At 59.1% G+C, this 20245-nt stretch carries 5 protein-coding genes; 3 read left to right on the top strand and 2 right to left on the bottom strand.

Annotated features, from left to right (window positions below):
- Positions 1-174: 174 nt before the first annotated feature.
- Genes NAL19_RS11195 through NAL19_RS11180 form a run of 3 tightly spaced genes read left to right on the top strand, consistent with a single transcriptional unit; the run spans position 175 to position 19468 of the window.
- Positions 175-1848, top strand: a complete 1674-nt coding sequence (locus tag NAL19_RS11195; protein WP_263057369.1) for a ShlB/FhaC/HecB family hemolysin secretion/activation protein — start codon at positions 175-177, stop codon at positions 1846-1848.
- Between the two features lie 50 nt (positions 1849-1898).
- Positions 1899-19160: a hemagglutinin repeat-containing protein gene (locus tag NAL19_RS21715; RefSeq protein WP_317630280.1), complete on the top strand. Its 17262-nt coding sequence runs from the start codon at positions 1899-1901 to the stop codon at positions 19158-19160.
- Positions 19157-19468, top strand: a complete 312-nt coding sequence (locus NAL19_RS11180; RefSeq protein WP_263057368.1) for a hypothetical protein — start codon at positions 19157-19159, stop codon at positions 19466-19468. The genes NAL19_RS21715 and NAL19_RS11180 overlap by 4 nt, the downstream gene beginning before the upstream one ends.
- Positions 19469-19516: 48 nt before the next feature.
- Here NAL19_RS11180 and NAL19_RS11175 read toward each other — a convergent pair whose 3' ends face one another.
- Positions 19517-19753 carry a type I toxin-antitoxin system SymE family toxin gene (locus NAL19_RS11175; RefSeq protein WP_263057367.1) on the bottom strand — a complete coding sequence of 79 codons (237 nt, stop codon included), beginning with the start codon at positions 19751-19753 and terminating at the stop codon, positions 19517-19519.
- An 82-nt stretch (positions 19754-19835) separates the two neighbouring features.
- Positions 19836-20192, bottom strand: a complete 357-nt coding sequence (locus NAL19_RS11170) for a helix-turn-helix domain-containing protein (protein WP_306797792.1) — start codon at positions 20190-20192, stop codon at positions 19836-19838.
- Between the last annotated feature and the right edge of the window lie 53 nt (positions 20193-20245).

Here is a 20245-nt window from a genome sequence, read left to right as displayed (position 1 = left end):
ATACGCAGTATTGTATGATGAGGTGTAACAGCCCTGAAATTATTGGTTAAGAGAATATTTTATCGCGACTTAACGCAAACCAATTGTCATAAAATTATATATTACCTGACATATTGAGCTTGGTAATTAACGGTTCTACTATGCCAAAAAAATTATTATCTCAGGGATGAAACCATGCGTGGTTTTTTCAGGCTGATCCTTATCACGCCTGCGCTATTTTTTTGTACAGCATTTCCGGCATTTTCCGCGTCGCTTAATCCGGCAGACAGAAATGACATCCAGCAGCGGCAGGCCGAGGTGATCGATCAATCCCGGCAGCAGCGTGATTCCTTATTGCAATTAAATCAGCCACAAACGACGATAAATCCAGCGGGCGGCAGCGCTACTGGGCACTGCTTTCCCATTAAGGAAATTAATTATCACAACAGTTCGCTGCTGCGTGAAAGCGATAAAGAACGGTTAAATAAAGATTATATTAATCGTTGTATTAATGTTAATGATATAAACCAGCTGATTCATGACGTCAGTAATTGGTATATCGAACGGGGGTATATTACCAGCCGAGCCTTTATTACTGAGCAAGATCTTTCCAGCGGTGTATTGCAGATCGATATTCTGGAAGGTCGCCTCGAATCTATTAACATTAATAATCAATCAACGTGGGCATTAAAGCAGGTTTTCCCAGGGCTGGAAGGCGAAATCCTCAATCTCCGGGATATCGAGCAGGGCATGGAACAGCTCAACCGCATGCCGACGCAGCAGGTGAGCATCGAAATTCAGCCCGGCAACCAGCCAGGCTATTCCATCGTCAACCTGACTAGCAAAAAGCAAATCCCGCTGACGGCAAACGTCAGTTTTGATAATAGCGGGCAGAAAAGTACCGGGGAGCGGCAGCTAAATGGCGGCCTGTGGGCGGATAATGTACTGGGACTGGCCGATCAGTGGTTTATCAACGGCGGGCACAGCAGCGCATTTCGCGATAGTCGCAATGCCGAAAGCCTGCAGGCGGGCGTGTCGCTGCCTTACGGCTACTGGACGCTCAGCTATGACTATTCTGAGAGCCGCTATCGCAACGATTTCATCAACCGGGACTTTCTCTGGCATTCAACTGGCGATAGCCAGACGCACCGCGCCACGCTGTCACGTGTGGTGTTCCGTAATGGCGACATGAAAACCAGCCTCTCGGCAGGAATGTCGCACCGCATCGGAAAGAACTACCTGAGCGATGTGCTGCTGGAAACCAGCAGCCGTAAACTCAGCAGTGCGATTGTAGGCATCAATCATAGCCAGAAGCTTTGGGGCGGGCTGGCGACGCTGAATCCGGCGTACAGTCGGGGAACGCGCTGGTTTGGTGCGGAAACGGATGACGGTAAATCTGACGATGCACCGCGCGCTGAGTTTAACAAAGTCACGCTGGCAGCCAGTTATTACTACCCGATCGCGGACAATCTCCATTACCTCACCAACCTCTATGGACAGTATTCGCCGCAGCACCTGTATGGCAGCGAACAGGTCACGCTGGGCGGGGAGACCTCCGTGCGTGGCTTCAAAGAGCAGTATCTTTCGGGCAATCGCGGTGGTTACTGGCGCAACGAACTCAACTGGCGGGCGATGCAGTTGCCGCTGTTGGGTAGCGTCACCCTGACGGCGGCGGTGGACGGCGGGCACCTTTTCTCACATCAGGCCGAAAGCGAAGCGGCGGGCACGCTGTGGGGTGCGGCGGTAGGGGCTGGCGTCGCGAATCAATATCTATCACAACAAATCACGGTTGGCTGGCCGTTGGCACACCCCGACTGGCTAAAACCGGATAGCGCCGTGGTGTATTACCGCGTTGGGCTGTCTTTTTAAGTATTCATTTTTAATTTTTCGTTGTTAATTATTAAGACCGGGGATCAGGGATGAAACCAGTAAAAACCACACAGCGCCTGCTGGCGTATACGCTGATCCACCTGATTGCGTTTCAGCCGCTGCTGCCGGCGATGGCGGCGGGCGTGCAGGTCGCGGCGGGCAACACTGCGCTGGATCAGGCCGGCAATGGCGTGCCGGTCATCAACATTGCCACGCCGAATAGCGCGGGGATTTCCCATAACCAGTATCAGGACTTTAACGTCGGCAAGCCCGGCCTGATCCTGAATAACGGCACGGCCCAGTTGAACCCTACCCAGCTTGGCGGGCTGATCCAGAACAACCCCAACCTGAAAGGCAAAGGCGCCGACGCCATTATCAACGAAGTGGTGTCCGGCAACCGCAGTACGCTGGCGGGCTACCTGGAAGTGGGGGGCAAACAGGCCAGCGTCATCGTGGCCAACCCCAATGGCATTACCTGCGACGGCTGCGGCTTTATCAATACCCCGCAGGTGACGCTGACCACCGGAAAACCCCAGCTGGATGCACAGGGAAGCCTGCAACATATCGATGTGCAGCGCGGCGATATCACGCTGACCGGGCAGGGGCTGGATGCGAGCAAAAGTGACTACCTCAGTCTGATTGCGCGCACCGCGCAGATTAATGCCGGGCTGAATGCCAACGATACGCAGATTGTGCTGGGAGCCAATCAGGTTGACGCGACGGGCAAGGTGACGGCGCAGGCGGCGGATAGCGGCGTTAAGGTCGCGCTGGATACGGGCGCGCTGGGTGGCATGTACACCAACCGCATCAAGCTGGTGTCCAGCGACAAGGGCGTGGGCGTCAACGTCGGCAATTTGAGTGCGCGCAGCGGCGATATCACGCTGTCGGCCAACGGCAAACTCAGCCTGGGCGATACGGTGGCGCAGGGGAATATTCAGGCGGACGCGGACGCGCTGGCGCTGCGGGGCAAACAGCAGGCGGGTGACGCGCTGACGCTGAACGCCAGACAGGACATCACCTTGCAGGACGCGACGCTGCGTGCCGGGCAGGATATCGCTCTGCGGTCAGGCGGGACGCTTAACGCACAGAACAGCCTGGTCAGTGCGGGCGTGGATGCGCAGGGCACCGTCAGGTCAGCACATCAATTATCCGTAAAAGGTGACGCTGTCACGCTGGCGAATACCCAGCTTGCCGCCGGCAAGGTGACGGTCAACGCGGGGCAATCGCTGCAGCAGGATGCGAAAAGCGGCATCAAGGCGGAATCGCTGCTCGATATGCGCGGCGACGCGGTGTTGCTGGCGGGGAGCGCGGGCGCTGAAAACGTGCGACTGGAAGCAAAGACCCTTACCAGTGCAGGCAGCGCGCAGCTTCAGGCAAAAGACAGCGCCACGGTACGCGTCACGCAGCAGGGCGACTGGCAAGGGCATCTGACGGCGGGCAATACGCTGAGCGTGGAGGGCGGCCGTCTGGTGCAGCGCGGCACGCTGGCGGGGAAAACCCTCGCGCTGACGCTGGACGTGCTGGATAACCAGGGCGATATCGCGGCGTTGCAGGCGCTGACGTTCAGCGGCGGCGACATAACGAACAGTGGCACGCTGGCCGCGGCGGAGCGGTTGACGGCTAACGCCCAGCGTCTGGACAACAGCGGATTACTCAGCGCCCGTCATGACGTGAAACTTGAGCTGCAAACGGTGCTGAACAATCAGGGCCATATTCTGACGGATAATCAGCTGTTCTTGCTGGCCGGCAGCCTCACCAATGGCGGCACGCTGCAGGCCGCGACGCTGAGCGCACAGGCTAACCGGCTCACCAATCAGGGCGAGGTCACCGCAAACGCCCTTGACCTGACCAGCCAGACGACCGAGAACCACGGCACCATCAACGCCCGGCAGATGCTGGCGCTGCACGGCGGCAGTCTGGTGAACCGCGGCACGCTCAGCACGGGGGAAAAACTGGCGCTGACGCTGGGTGAGTCGCTGGATAACCGCGGCCGGCTGCAGGCCGGCAACACCCTGCAGGTGACCGCCGACCGCCTCAGCAATGCCGGCACGCTCACGGCACCTGATTTACAGCTGCATACCGGTACGCTGGCCAATCAGGGGACAATTCAGGCAGACAACGCGCTGCAGTTGGACGCCACGCGCGCCCTGACGCAATCCGCAACCGGTACGCTGCTGGCCGGCACGGACCTGACGGTGAACGCCGGACAGGCGGAGACCGAGGGAGCCATTCAGGCACAGCAGTTCCTGCTGAAGGCCGAACGCTGGCTCAATGCGGGTAAAACCGGTATTACCGGCGACGGGCAGATTACCGCCACCCAACTGGACAACCGCGGCAGCCTGCTGGCCAGCGGCAACTGGACAATTCACGGCGATGTCGTCAGCCAGGCCGGGGTGTTGCAGGGCAATGCGCTGACCCTTCAGGCCACTACCCTCACCAGCAGCGGACAGGCACAGGCGCGGGGCGCGGTGAACCTGACCGTCGCCGATACCTTTACCAATCGCGGCGACTGGCTCAGCGGAGAGTCGCTGCGTCTTCAGGCGGCGAACACCGAGAACCGGGGCACATTACAGGCGCTCACCCTGACGGCAGACGGGACGTCTCTCGACAACCGCGGCACGATGAGTGGTATCAATCACCTGTCGCTCTTCCTGAGCGGTAACCTGGATAACGCTGGCACCTTGCAGGGTAATCAGCTCAGCGTGGAAACCGTACAGCTCACCAATCAGGGTTCACTTCACGGCACCGACGCGCTGACGCTGGCGATAGCCGGCACCCTGTCCAGTCAGGGGGCGTTGCTGAGTGAGGATGACAGCACCATCACGGCCAAACGGTTCGATAATCAGGGCAGGTTGCAGGCGAAAAACGTCACGTTGCAGGTCGATGAACTGGATAACGCGGGGAACATCTTCGGGGTGTCCGCGCTGGCGCTGACGGCGACCCACGGGTTCACCAACCGGCAGGCGGGCAAACTGCTGTCTCAGGGGCTTGCGACGCTCACCGCGGCGGAGGTGGCGAATACCGGAGAGTGGCAGGCGAAAGCGCTGACGCTGACGGCGAATAATCTCACCAATGACGGGCAGATTCAGGGGGATGAGGCCTTGTCCGTGACGCTGCCCGCAACGGATGGCAAAGGCACATTCGTTAACCGCGGCACGGTGACGACAGGCGGGGACGCCACGCTGTTCGCACGCCTGATGGAGAATCAGGGCACGCTGTCGAGCCTGGGCAACACGGTACTGACGGGAACGTCGCTGATGAACGACGGTCGGGTAATCGCGGCGACAGGCCTGTCGCTGCGCGGCGACTATCAGGGCCGTGGCCTGCTGAATACGGCAGGGACATTGACGCTGGATGGCGACACGCTGGCGAATAACGGGCACTGGGAAAGCCGGGCGCTGTCCCTGCAAGGGAAGCAGGTGACCAATCAGGGCACGGTGCTGGGCAATACTGTCGCGCTTGCCGCAGAGCGTCTGACTAACCACGGCACCATTACCGGTGTCGAGACGCTGACGCTGTCGCTCGGCGACAGCCTGAATAATACCGGTGCGTTGCGCAGCGACAGCCTGTCGGTTGCGGCGGTGGACGTGAACAACCGTGGCGAGTTGCAGGGCACCAATCATCTGCAACTGAACACCACCGGGTGGCTGGATAACGCCGGGCTTATCAGCGCCAGCAATACGCTGACGGTCACGGCTGGCGACGTTAACCAGCGAGAGAAAGGCACGCTGGAAGGAAAAACCGTCACGCTGGAGGCGGCCTCGCTGGTCAATCAGGGTAACATCCTGGGCGTGGATGCGCTGACGCTGGCGATTGCCGGGAATATCACGAACCGTGGCAATCTACTGACGCAGGGCAACGCAACGGTGACCGCGCAGAGCACGGATAACAGCGGCCTGATGCAGGCCGCGTCCCTCTTGCTTGACGCGGATGAGGTCACCAATGCCGGGCAACTTCTCGGTATTCAGGCGCTGTCGGTAACGGCACAGCACGGGCTGACCAACCAGCAGACCGGGAAGCTGCTGACGCAGGGCGCGGCGGTGTTGCAGGCGGCTCAGGTGGAAAACCACGGCGAGTGGCGGGCGGATAACCTGACGCTACAGTCCACCCATTTCATCAACACGGGACGGGTGCAGGCCGAAGGCGATATCGGCATCACGGTCGCGCCTGCAAGCGCTGCACGTCAGCGTTCATTCCTGCCGATGGCGCTGTCGCTGGCAGCAGACATTCAGCAACTCAACGCGTCATCGTCACCTCAGGGACGTGAGGCGGGCGACGGTGTACTGGACAACCGCGGCACGCTGGTGTCTGGCGGCAACACGCAACTGCGCGCCACGCAGCTAGCCAATCAGGGCTCGCTTGCCAGCAACGGCGCGGCAACCCTTATTGGCGGGACGGTGGAGAATGCCGGAACCGTGCTGGCCGTCACCTCGCTGTCACTGACGGGCAATTATCAGGGCAGCGGGACGCTGCAGACTGACGGGTTGCTGGACTGGTCCGGCACCACGCTCACCAACCGCGGGCGCTGGCAGGCTAACACTATCCAACTGCAGGGACACGCGCTGGAGAATCAGGGCACGCTGCTGGGGCAGCGCACCGACATCACGACCAATACCCTGTTTAACGGCGGTGACATCGCCGGGACTGACACACTGCAACTGACGGTTGCCGATAGCCTGACCAATGCGGGTAACCTGTACGGTAAAACGCTGACGCTGTCGGCGACCGACCTGTTCAATCAGGGGGAGCTCTCCGGTGACGCGCTGCACCTGACGCTGCAGGACGCGGTTCGCAATAGCGGTCTTATCAGTGGCAGCCAGCGGGTGCAGCTTGAGGCGGAACAGGTCGACCAGCAGGGTTCACTGGAAAGCCGCCAGTTGCAGGTGCAGGCGGATGCACTCGACAATCAGGGCACGCTGCTGGGCGTGGATGCGCTGACGCTGGCGATTAACACCACGGCGCGTAACAGCGGAAAATGGCTGAGTCAGGGCGACAGCACGCTGACGGCCAGCCGACTGGAAAACCGCGGGCAATGGCAGGCCAACACGCTGACCCTGAGGGCGGATGCGGTTGAGAATGCCGGCCAGCTGCTGGGGCTGTCGGCGCTGACGCTGACGGCGAACAAGACGCTGACCAATGCGCAAACCGGCACGCTGCTCACTGAAGGCCTGGCGGTGCTGAAGGCCGTCGAGGCCGTTAACGACGGCGAATGGCAGGCAGACAGCCTGACGCTGGACGCGCAGCACCTGACCAATGCCGGTCATATTCAGGGTGACAAATCACTGACGATGACGCTGGCAAACGGCGACGTCACCAATCAGGGCACGCTGTGGAGCACGCTCGCCACTGTTGCTGCCCGGACGCTGACCAACGACGGCACCCTCACCGGCGTGAACGGCTTTCAACTGACGCTGGATGAGGCGTTAATCAATCAGGGCACGCTGAACAGCACTCAGCTGACCGCACAGGCCGACAGCCTGGACAACCGCGGGAAAATTAACGGCCTCGACCGTCTTGAACTGACAACCGGCAATAACCTCACCAACCGCGGCACATTGTACGGGGCGGCGGTGACGCTGAACGCGAACGACCTGACCAACAGCGGCGCAATCACCGGCGTCGACAGCCTGAATCTACATCTGAACGGGACGCTGAATAATACGCGTGACCTCAGCAGCAATGCGCTGACGATTAAGGCCAATGACGTCGTCAACCACGGCACCCTGACGGGGGTGAACGGGCTGACGCTGGAGCTTGGTAATCATCTTGATAATCAGGGCGCGCTGAACAGCCAGGCACTCACTATTGGTGCCAATGAGGTGACCAACGGCGGGCTGCTTAACGGAACGCGCAGCCTGCAGTTAACACTCAATGACACCCTGACCAACAGCGGTGACCTCACCGGTAAAAATATCAACGTCAGCGCGACGGATGTGCTGAACCGCGGGCAGATACTGGGCGCCGATGACCTGCAACTGAATGTGCGTAATCAACTGGATAACCGCGGGCTTATCAGCGGCAGCACCACGCTGGGTATCGCCGCGAACCATATCGACCAGCAGGGCACGCTGGAAGCCCGTAAGCTGAAGGTGAACGCCGGTACGCTGAACAATCACGGCAAGATGCTGGGCGTGGATGCCCTGACGCTGGCGATTGCGGGAACGGCCCGCAATCAGGGCCACTGGCTGAGTCAGGGCACCAGCACGCTGACGGCGGATCGGGTCGATAATCACGGCCAGTGGCAGGCGGGTGATATCACGCTGCAGGCCAGCGAGCTGACCAACCGTGGACAGATTTTTGGTATTAATGCGTTGTCGCTGAGTGCCGCCAACGGCCTGACGAATCAGCAAAACGGGAAACTCCTGTCGCAGGGGATTGCTGTTTTACGCGCGGCGAGCGTGACAAACGATGGCGACGCGCAGGCAGACCGCCTGACGTTTGACGCGCAGCAGCTGACCAACCGCGGGCGCATTCAGGGGGATAACGGATTAGCCGTTACGCTGGAGCGCGCTAATCCGGCCAGCCTGCTCACCAATCAGGGGACGCTGCTCTCCGGCGGCGACACACAGCTGAGTGCCAGCCAGCTCGACAATCAGGGCACCGTATCCGGCGTGGGTAAGGTGACGCTCGACAGTGCGGCGATGAGCAATACGGGCAACGTGATTGCCGACGGGGCGCTGTCGCTTGATGGCGACTATCAGGGGGCGGGGTTGTTGCATTCTGCCGACACCCTGACGCTGCGCGGCAACCAGCTGAACAACAGCGGGCGCTGGGAAAGCCGGGCGCTGACGCTGAACGGCGGCGCGTTCGACAACACCGGCACGGTTATCGGTGAGCGCGGTATCACGCTGGCACTGCGCGATGGCCTGACGGTTGGCAGCACCGGTCAGTTGCTGACCAACGGTGCACTGCAGGCGCAGGCAGCCACAGTCACGAACGACGGATTCTGGCAGGGCAATACGCTGGCGCTGACGGCGGATGACGTCGGGAATGCCGGACGGCTACTGGGGCTGTCGGCGCTGACGCTGACGGCGAACAATAAATTGACCAATGCGCAAACCGGCAAGCTGCTCACCCAGGGCACGGCGGTGCTGAACGCGGGCGACGCGAGCAACGAGGGCGAATGGCAGGCGGACAGCCTGGCGCTGGACGCGCAGCAGCTGACCAATGCCGGTCATATTCAGGGGGATACCTCGCTCAAACTGACGCTGGCAAACGGCGACGTCACCAATCAGGGCACGCTGTGGAGCACGCTCGCCACTGTTGCTGCCCGTACGCTGACCAACGACGGCACCCTCACCGGCGTGGCCGGGCTGCAACTGACGCTGGATGACACCTTAACCAATCAGGGCACACTGAACAGCACTCAGCTGACCGCACAGGCCGACAGGCTGGACAACCGCGGGAAAATCAACGGCCTCGACCGTCTTGAACTGACAACCGGTAATAACCTCACCAACCGCGGCACGTTGTACGGGGCGGCGGTGACGCTGAATGCCCGCGATCTGACCAACAGCGGCGCAATCACCGGTGTCGACAGCCTGAATCTACATCTGAACGGGACGCTAAATAATACGCGTGACCTCAGCAGCAATGCGCTGACGATTAAGGCCAATGACGTCGTCAACGCCGGTACCCTGATGGGCGTGAACGGGCTGACGCTGCAGCTTGGTAATCATCTTGATAATCAGGGCGCGCTGAACAGCCAGTCGCTCACTATTGGTGCCAATGTGGTGACCAACGGCGGACTGCTGAACGGCACGCGCAGTCTGCAACTGACGCTGGACGGCACCCTGACCAACACCGGTGACCTCACCAGTAAAAATATCAACGTCACCGCGGCGGACGTGCTGAACCACGGGCAGATACTGGGCGCCGATGACCTGCAACTGAATGTGCGTAATGCGCTGGATAATCAGAGTCTTATCAGCGGCAGCAGCACGCTGGGCGTGGTGGCAAACCATATCGACCAGCAGGGCACGCTGGAAGCCCGTAAGCTGAAGGTGGACGCCGGTACGCTGGAGAACCGCGGCAAGATGCTGGGCGTCGATGCCCTGACGCTGGCAATTGCGGGAACGGCACGCAATCAGGGCCACTGGCTGAGCCAGGGCAGCAGCACGCTGACGGCGGGTGAGGTTGACAATGACGGGCAGTGGCAGGCGGGCGATATCACGCTGCAGGCCGCTGACCTGACCAACCGCGGACAGATTTTTGGTATTAATGCGCTGTCACTGATGACCCTCAATACGCTGAATAACCAGCAGGGCGGGAAACTCCTGTCGCAGGGTATTGCTGTTTTACGCGCGGCGACGGTGACAAACGACGGCGACGCGCAGGCAGACCGCCTGACGTTTTACGCGCAGCAGCTGATCAACCGCGGACGCATTCAGGGGGATAACGGGTTAGCCGTTACGCTGGAACGCGCTAATCCGGCCAGCCTGCTCACCAATCAGGGCACGCTGCTCTCCGGCGGTGACAGCTGGCTGAGCGCCAGCCAGCTCGACAACCAGGGCACGGTCTCCGGCGTGGGTAAGCTGACGCTCGACAGCGGTGCGGTAAACAACGCGGGCAACGTAATTGCCGATGGGGCGCTGACGCTTGACGGCGACTATCAGGGCGCGGGATTGTTGCATTCTGCCGACACCCTGACGCTGCGCGGCAATCAGCTGCGCAACAGCGGGCGCTGGGAAAGCCGGGCGCTGACGCTGAACGGTGGTTCGTTCGACAACACCGGCACGGTTATCGGTGAGCGCGGTATCACGCTGGCACTGCGCGATGGCCTGACGGTCGGCGCTACCGGTCAGTTGCTGACCAACGGGGTGTTGTCCGCACAGGCGGGTACGGTCACAAACGACGGGGTCTGGCAGGGCAACACGCTGGCGCTGACGGCGAACGCCCTGACCAACGGCGGGGTGCTGCTCGGTCAGGACGGACTGCGTCTTGATTTGCCGGGCACCTATCAGGGGAATGCGCAGTCTCGTCTGCTGAGCGACGGCGACGCCGTTATCACGGCCGACCGCCTGAGCCAGAGCGGTGAGATAGCCGCGGGCACGCTGAGCCTGACCACCGGCACGCTGGATAACGGCGGGCGCGTGCTGGGCAGCCACGGCCTGACGGTCACCAACCGGGATGAGCTGATTAACCGCGCCGGGGCCGAGCTGCTGACCAACGGCACAGGAAAACTCGACAGCGGTACGCTGAGCAATGCCGGTACGCTACAGGCCGGTGACCTGCAACTGCGCGCCCGTGAGATGGAGAATCAGGGCCGTATTCAGGGTACTGACGCGCTGCGCCTGCTCGATGTGCTGCGCTATGTCGGTAATAAGGGCAGCCAACTGCTCAGCAAAGGCGCGGCTACGCTCCAGGCTAAACAGGCGGATAACGCCGGGTTATGGCAGGCGGGCACGCTGACGCTGAACGGCGACACGTTCAGCAATAGCGGCACGGTGGCGGGGCTGAACAGCCTGTCGCTCAACGGCGACGTGCTGAACAATCAGGGCGAGCTGTTCTCGCAGGGCAGCGTGACCGTGGTTGGCCAGACGCTGGAGAACGGCGGCACGCTGACGGGCGTCGGCGGCTTTACGCTGGATCTCACTGAGCGCGTCGATAATCTGGCTGCGGGGCGGCTGCTCAGCGGCGGCACAGGGGAACTGACCACCGGCGTGCTGCGCAATCAGGGACTGTGGCAATCGGACGATCTGCGTTTGATCGCTCGCGATCTCGAACAGCAGGGCAATCTGCTGGGCGTCCAACGCGGGACGCTGCAGCTGACCGGTGCCTATCAGGGCGCGCAGAGCAGCCAACTGGTCAGCGGCGGTGAGCTGAGCCTGACGGCCAACAACCTCATCAACCGCGGTCAGATACAGGGCAGCACCTTGACGCTGGGCGCGGAGTCACTCACTAACCACGGCACCCTGCGCGGTGACCGTGCGCTTAACGCCACCGTCATCGGCCAGTTCACCAATGCGCCGCAGGCGCGTTTAAGCAGCGACGGCACGCTGAGCGTGCAGGCGGCCGCGTTGAATAATCAGGGCGACATCAAAGCCGCGAACACCACGCTGATGGGGAGCATCATCGCCAATGGCGGCACGGTACAGGGCACCGCCGCGCTGCAACTGGACGCGACCGACCGGATTATCAACCAGCAGGGCGGACAGCTGTTATCCGACGGCACCACCACGCTCAACGCGGCGGTGGTAGACAATCACGGCTGGCTGCAGGGGCGCGGGCTGGCCGTCAACACGGCGCAGTTTACCCAGCAGGGCAGCCTGATGGCGCAAGATAAGCTGACGCTGAAAATTCCGCAGTGGGTGAATAACGGGCTGGTGCAGGCCGGTGAACTGGAGATTATCGCCGACGAACTCGACAACCACGGCACGCTGCTGGGGCTGACACAGCTGGCGCTGCAGACGCAGCGGCTGATTAACCGTCAGGGCGCGAAGCTCTACAGCGCGCAGGATTTGCGCCTCAAGACGAATGAGCTGCAGCAGGACGGGCAACTGGTGGCGCTGGGTAACCTGACTGCCGAACTCACCGGACCGCTGACCTTTACCCAAACCATGGCCGCCGGGAAACAGCTGACGCTGAACGTGGCGGGCGACCTTGACCAGCGCGGCACCTTGCAGGGTCAATCCGTCCAACTGGCCAGCACCGGTACGCTGACCCATCAGGGGCGCATTCTGGCAGGTGGCGGGGACTCGCGGATCAGCGCAAAAGACATCGTGCAACTGGAAGCGGGCAGTGTGCAGGCGGGCGGTAATCTGAGGCTGATAAGCGACAACACGCTAAATAACAAGGGGCTGATTGGCACCACGGGTGACCTGCTGGTGCAGGCCGGCGGTTTGCTACACAACAGCAGCATGTTGTATGCGGGCGGCAATATGCGCCTGCTGTCGGATTCCCTGACCAACGTGTTCGGCACCATACTGGCGGGCAATAACCTGCTCATTCAGCGTGACGCGCAGGGCAACGCCAGCACCTCGCTGCTCAACAGCTCCGGCACCATCGAAACGCAATCCGGGGATATCACCATTAACACCGGCACGCTGACGAATCAGCGTGAAGGGTTGGTGGTGACGGAAACGGAATTGGCGGGGGACTCGGTGCCTGAGTGGGCGGGGAAAACGATAGCGAATATTCCGATTGGGTGGTTTAAACCTGAGGATTATGGGATTTATGTATCAGAAGAGGAGAGTGGTGGAGGTGGGCACGGTGCTCCTAGGCGCTGGAAAAGCTACGCATATCTACCATTTAAAAATGCTGATATACAGAAGGTTGTAATTGAACATAAAACTATAGAAATAAAATCTGATAATCAGTCTGGTATTATCCGTTCAGGGAAAGATGCTTTCTTATATTCTAATGATTTGGTAAATCAATCATCTATATTAGAAGCGATTAAAAACATCAATCTACAAGGTGAGAGGTTAAATAATCTTTCATACACATCAGGAAGTTTTATTAAGGCTTTGATTTATAATCATATTTCCTTTCAGGAAAATGGGGAGGTTGCTCGGCCTAGTAGATATATAGATAAACATGATCGTGTGATGAACCGATATATGTCTTATAGATTATCAGGCACCCCAACCTACGAAAAAACAGTTGGCGAAAGTTATAACGCGTTAATTCAGGCGGGTGGCACCATTACCGCCGATGTTAAACAGGATATCAGCAATACCACGCTGCAGCCGGGCAGCGGCGGGTTTATGCCTGCGTCCACTAAACCGGTGCTGGATGCCATCACCACGCTGTCACCTTTGCAGAAGCAGACCTCGCGCCAGTTGGCCAGTCAGGATTCGTCGTTTAACGCCAGTGCGGTAGACGTTACTAAAGCAGGGAACGAACAGGCGGCGCTGGCAGGTAATGCAGCAGGCGTGAATGCGACGGGCAAAGCGGTGACGCTGGCGCAGCAGGCGGGCACCGCGCTGCAAGCGGGCGCACAGGCGGATAACATCACCACGGCCATCGCGGCGCCGAATACTGCCGGGCCGCTGACGCTCAACACCGGCGACGCAGTGGTGTTACAATCTTCTACTTCCAGCCACGTCAGCAATCCTGATGCGGTCGAATTGACGCAGCAGGCAGGCACTGCGCTGCAAGCAGGGGCACAGGCGGAGAACATCAGCGCGGTCATTACGGCGCCGACTACCAGCGGGCCGCTGACGCTCAACACCGGCGACGCCGTGGTGTTAGCGCCTTCAGCTTCCGGTCACGTCAATAACCCCGATACGGTCGCACTGACGTCGACGACTCAACGGCCTGATGCCGGGAATAACCTGACGCCGGTCAACGTGAACAACACCGCCGCGGGCATCACGATAGCGGGCACGGTGGGCACGCCTGCTGTGTTGACCACACCGGGCATGGTGGCGGTTGATGCACCGAAGCCTGCGGCCAGTACAGATACCCTGCCGGGCGGGAGTAAACCTGCTGCGCCACAGCCTCTCTCTGCCGCCGCGCTGCTGAGCGCCATCGGCAACGGGCTGCAAAATCTGAGTACCAATCCGCTTGCTGAGTACCCGCTGCCGACGGGCAATAACGGGCTGCTGGTTGTCGATCCAAATGCCGACAGCCGCTATCTGATCCACACCAACCCGAAACTGGAACAGCTGGGACAGGTGGATAATGCGCTGTTCAGCGATCTGCAGACGTTGCTGGGGCAGCAGCCGTCAACGGTGGTGCCGGTCGAAACGCGCTCTCAGTGGACGCAGACTGACCGGGTGCTGGGGTCGTCCTATCTGCTGGACAAGCTGGGACTGGATGCAGACCACGACTACCGCTTCCTCGGGGATGCGGAGTTTGATACCCGCTACATCAGCCAGGCGGTGCTGAAACAGAGCGGGCAGCGTCACCTGAACGGCACCGGCTCCGATTTGGCACAGATGCAAATGCTGCTGGATAACGCCGCGGCGGCGCAGAAAGGCATGAGCCTGCAACTGGGCGTCAGCCTGACGCCGGCGCAGGTGGCCAACCTCAGCCAGAGTCTGGTCTGGTGGGAAAATATCGAGGTCAACGGGCAGACCGTGCTGGCACCGAAGCTGTATCTGGCGCAGGCGGATAAAAGCAACCTGCAGGGCAGCGCGATTGTCGCGAACAGGGTCGAGCTGAACGCGGGCGGCAGCGTCACCAACAGCGGCACGCTGAAGGCCGTTGAGGTACTGGCAATCGCCAGCGGCGACAAGATTGATAACCACGAGAGCGGCCTGATCAAATCAGACGGCGGCCTGAATCTGGTGGCGCTGAATAACATCACCAACAGCGGCAGCCGGATTGAGGGCAACACGCTGCAGCTCGCCAGCATTAACGGCGATATCATCAACCACACGGCATCCCGTGACTGGCAAACGACACAGCCAGCCTCCTTACGCGATGGTATCGGTTCACTTGTGTTCACCGAGTTGGGCAAAACTGCCGAGATTGTTGCAGGCAAAAGCCTGACGCTCAGTGCAGGCAAGGATATCCGCAACGTGGCGGCTACACTCAACGCCGGACAGGACATGGCGCTGAATGCCAAAGGTAATGTGGCGCTTGAAGCATTGACTTTGAAAAACAACCATTTCGATATCGAATGGGGTCGTACTGATAATATAAATAATTCGTCTACTCAACATAGTTTAATCAGTGCTGATGGCGTACTGAAAGTAGTGGCTGGTCAGGATATTCAGATTGATGCCAGCCGGCTTTCTGGTGGTTCTGCGATGTCACTGACTGCGGGCAATGACATCCGCCTTATCGCGCAGGACACGCTGAAAGATACGTTAAGCCATACAGGTAGTGGCATCATACAGCGCCGCACGCAGGCGGTGGCAAACAGCCAGCTGCTGAGCGGGGGCGACCTGAATCTGGTGGCCGGACGGGATGTGCTGTCGGAAGCGGCCAGCCTGAACGCCAAAGGCAATGCGACACTGGCGGCCGGACGCGACCTGAATCTGCTGTCTGAAACCGAAGAAACCTACAGCGGCAACTGGTGGAACCGCCACGCCGACTGGCAGCAAAACATCACCCGGCAGAGCACCGAACTCACGACAGGCAACGGCCTGAGCCTGCAGGCGGGCAGAGATATCAACCTGCAGGCGGCGCAGGGCGTGGCGAGCGGTGCGGTGACGGCGCAGGCGGGCAACAACATCAACCTGCTGTCGGCTACGGAAACGCAGCATACCTTCTTTGAAGAAACCCAGGTTAAGAAGAAGCGGTTTTCGAAGACGGTGATGCATACCCTGCAGGAAACGTTGCAGACCAATGAGAAAGGCAGTCTGCTGTCGGGTGACAGTGTCACGCTGGCGGCCAGTCAGGATATCAACCTGCAGGGCTCCTCGGTGGTCGGTGACAAACAGGTGACGCTGCTGGCGAACAACGACGTCAACACCGCGGCCAGCGTCGAGAACTACCAGCACTATGAAGAGCACAGCAAGAAAAAGAGCGGCCTGTTCAGCGGCGGCGGCATTGGTTTTACCCTTGGTTCAACCTCGACCAGCCAGAAACTGCGTGACCAGGCGGCGACCCAAAGCCAGAGTATCAGCACCCTGGGCAGCACGACCGACTCGGTGACGGTGAAGGCCGGGAACGATGTCACGATTAGCGGCACCGATATGGTGGCCGGGAAAGACATCCTCCTGCAGGGCAACAACGTCACCATTGACCCGGGCTACGACACCCGCAAACAGCAGCAGGAGTTTGAGCAGAAAAGCGCGGGTCTGACCGTGGCGCTGTCCGGCGTGGTGGGTTCGGCGCTCAACAGCGCGGTGCAGAGCATTCAGGCGGCAAAAAGTGAAAGTGATGGCCGGCTGGCGCTGCTTCAGGGCATGAAGGCCGGACTGGCCGGGTATCAGGCCTATCAGGGCAGCCAGTCCGAACTGAACAATAAGGGGCAGTCGTCTTTTGTCGGCGTCAGCGTTTCGCTCGGGGCGCAGAATTCACGCTCCAGCCAGACCAGCGAGCAGAAACAGAGCTTTGGCTCGACGCTCAATGCGGCGGGGGATATCGGCATCGAATCGCGTACCGGGGATATCACGGTTGCGGGCAGCCAGCTTAAGGCGGGCGGCGATGTCCTGATGAACGCGGCGCAGGATATTCACCTGCTCTCGGCACGCAACAGCGAGGACATCAGCGGCAAGAACAGCAGCAGCGGCGGCAATATCGGCGTCAGCGTGGGACTGAGCAACGGCAGCGCGGGGCTCAGCATTTTTGCCAACGTCAATGCGGCGAAAGGGCGGGAAACCGGGACGGGCAACAGCTGGTCAGAAACCACGGTGGATGCGGGTAACCACGTCACGCTGAAAAGCGAGCGCGACACGCGGCTGACTGGCGCACAGGTGAACGGCGAGCGCATTGATGTTGATGCCGGACGTAACCTGCTGCTGCAAAGTCAGCAGGACAGCGAGCGTTATGATTCCAGACAGGTGAGCGGCTCGGCAGGCGGCAGCTTTACCTGGGGCGGCGGAGGCGGCAGCGGCTATATCAGCCTCAGCAAAGACAAAATCCACAGCAATTATGACAGCGTGCAGCAGCAGACCGGGCTCTTTGCGGGTAAAGACGGCTTTGGTATACAGACCGGTGAACATACCCAGCTTGACGCTGCGGTCATTGGCTCTACTGCCAGCGCCGAGAAAAACCGGCTGGACACGGGGACGCTGGGCTGGAGCGGGTTAGATAATAAAGCCGAATTCAAGGTGGAGCACAGCGGCGCCGGGTTCAGTGCCAGCCCGTCCCTGAACGGCAGTATGCTCTCGACGCTGGCGATGAACGTGCCGTCGGCGCTGATGTCGCTGGGGAGCCGCGGCAATGCGTCCAGCACCACCTATGCGGCAGTGAGCGACGGCACATTGTTGTTGCGGGATACGGCGAAACAGGTGCAGGATATCACTACGCTGAGCCGTGACGTTGAACATGCGAACAACGCGCTCAGCCCGATCTTTAACAAAGAGAAAGAGCAGAAACGCCTGAAACAGGCGCAGCTGATTGGTGAGATTGGCGCGCAGATGATGGATATCGTGCGCACGGAAGGCGAGCTGAAGGCGCAGAAAGCCGCGGAGGCTAAAGGCGATGCCACCGTCAAACGTCCGCAGGACGGTGATTCGGCGCAGGAATGGGAAGTCTATAAAAAGGCGCTGACGGAGTCACCGACCTACAAGGCCGAGATGCAGAAATACGGCACGGGCAGTGACTTCCAGCGTGCGGCACAGGCGGCGACGGCGGCGATTCAGGCACTGGCGGGCGGGGACATCCAGAAAGCGATTGCCAGCGGGGCATCACCGTATCTGGCGCAACTGGTGAAAGACGTCACGCTACCGAAGGATGAAAGCAAAATCACGGCGTCGGATATCGCGGCGAACGCGATGGCGCACGCGGTGGTGGGGGCGGTGGTCGCCCAGCTGTCGGGTCAGGATGCGGCCGCGGGGGCCATCGGTGCCTCCAGCGGTGAACTGGCTGCCCGCGCTATCATGGCGGAGCAATACCCGGGCAAGACGGCAAACGACCTGACGGAAGAGGAAAAGCAGTCGGTCAGCGCGCTTTCCACGCTGGCCGCCGGGCTGATATCCGGTCTGGCGAGCAACAGCACGGCTTCCGCCGCCAGCGGCGCGCAGTCCGGGCGTAATGCGGTGGAGAATAACTATCTGAGTGATAAGGATATCACTACGTTCACCGAAAAATATGCGAATGCGAAGACGGATGAGGAAAGAGATCAACTTAAAGCTGAACTTAGCCAGTTAGATAAAGATAAACAGCATCAAGCCTTATCGACCGGTATCCCGTTGAAGGAACAAAAAGCGGAACTGGAAAAACTGAAGTTGCTTGCTGCCTCACCGGATTGTGTCGGTCAATGTCAGGAGTTAGTGAGTTACTCGATTTCTCAGCTCGAACCAGTGGTTAACAACCCTCAATTACATCAGGATAATATTAACAAAGGGATATTGGCTGCAGTTATATCTGGTATAGCGCTTGAAAGACCTATCGGTGGAAGTTCTAATGCATCGCCGCTGACAAGAGAGCAACAGGAATTAATCAGAAAGGCTGAATCTATCTCAACAGCAAAGGGGATACAGAATCCGTTCCCGAGGGATCTGAATGAGCAAGTATTATGGAATGGAGTTAAGGCTAATCCATCGGCTGGATATCCACTGACGGGATTGAATAATGATCCTAAATTTCCTTCATCAGCAGGGTTCCAGAAAATGTCAGTCAATCATACACTCCCAGATGGTAGGAATATTGAAGTTCATTATCAATATAACTCATTGACTAATAAGGCTTATGATATGAAAGTTATCACACCACAACGTCAAGGCGCTTCATTTAAGGAAAAACAATGAAAATAATAACTCAACGAGGGGGATATCTCGTTGATGTTTATGCAGTCTATTGGGTTGGAGGCAACACTTACTTCTATGGTCTATCTAAGGGGAATGGTGGTTTGTCTGCTTATAAGCTAGGAGATGGCATAGATATAGTTGACTCGGATTTATCAGGTGAGTTTATTTATTTTAACCAAGGTATTTTTTATAAACCTTTGATAGAAGAAAAACTCCTTGATGATCTTCTTGAGTATGATGAAACAGCCTACAAACGGTTCCTTGAGATCCTGAAAGCGGAAGGACGAATAGATCCCGACTTCTATTAGTCATTATAAATCCCGGCCTCACAAACAGGCCGGGATTTTTGTTATCTGTCACTCAGTCACAATACGTATCAGCAACTGACCGTGCTCAACAGTGACAGTCACCGGGGTATCGGTGCCAAATCCCGCCGCTTCGAGCCAGTTGCCGGTAAGGTGCAGGCTGGGGCTGCGGCTGTAATAGCGCGTCATGTCATTGCGGTCGGCGTGACGGCGGCTGACATAGCCGACCTTCAGGTGTCGTAATGCTTGGGGTGTGGCGGGTTCTGACTTATGATGCTGCTTAGCCATATCAACTACTCCTAACTAGTTGTTGTGGTGAGCGTCGCTGATGGGCTGCAACCCGTCGGTGACGCGCTAAATCCTGTCTATGCTACTCTTCTTTAACCGCCTTCCTGGCGGAGTCCCAGCGGCGGGACTGGTACTTGATAATCAGACTCTCCAGCACTTCCCTGACAATCGCCTGCTCGTTCTCGGGTAACTGACTGACGGCCTCAAACTGAAGCGTCAGCGTGTCACTCGGGCCACGTTCATGTTCTTCAAATAGCAAATAATCGGTACTGACATGCAGCGTGGTTGCAATCTTCTTGAGTGCATCCAGCGACGGCATGGCCTGTCCGCTCTCGTACTTCTTCCAGCTGTTAACATGCAGGCCGACAGCATCAGCCATTGCCTGCTGGGACAGGCCGAGCTTTTTACGTAATGCGTTTAACCGAACAGGTAATGACATAGTGAGCAGATACCAGTGAGATGTCGTGCGCATGATATTACCCCCTCGAAAAA

This window comes from Pectobacterium sp. F1-1, from assembly GCF_025643735.1.
GTDB classification, from domain to species: Bacteria; Pseudomonadota; Gammaproteobacteria; order Enterobacterales; family Enterobacteriaceae; genus Pectobacterium; species Pectobacterium colocasium.
Note: the sequence above shows the minus strand (reverse complement) of the source record. Positions and strands in the feature narration are given on the sequence as shown.

Bases quoted from the DNA above. Each gene is read 5' to 3' on its own strand.
- NAL19_RS11195 (WP_263057369.1), top strand. From the start codon at position 175: ATGCGTGGTTTTTTCAGGCTGATCCTTATCACGCCTGCGCTATTTTTT.
- NAL19_RS21715 (WP_317630280.1), top strand. From the start codon at position 1,899: ATGAAACCAGTAAAAACCACACAGCGCCTGCTGGCGTATACGCTGATC.
- NAL19_RS11180 (WP_263057368.1), top strand. From the start codon at position 19,157: ATGAAAATAATAACTCAACGAGGGGGATATCTCGTTGATGTTTATGCA.
- NAL19_RS11175 (WP_263057367.1), bottom strand. From the start codon at position 19,753: ATGGCTAAGCAGCATCATAAGTCAGAACCCGCCACACCCCAAGCATTA.
- NAL19_RS11170 (WP_306797792.1), bottom strand. From the start codon at position 20,192: ATGTCATTACCTGTTCGGTTAAACGCATTACGTAAAAAGCTCGGCCTG.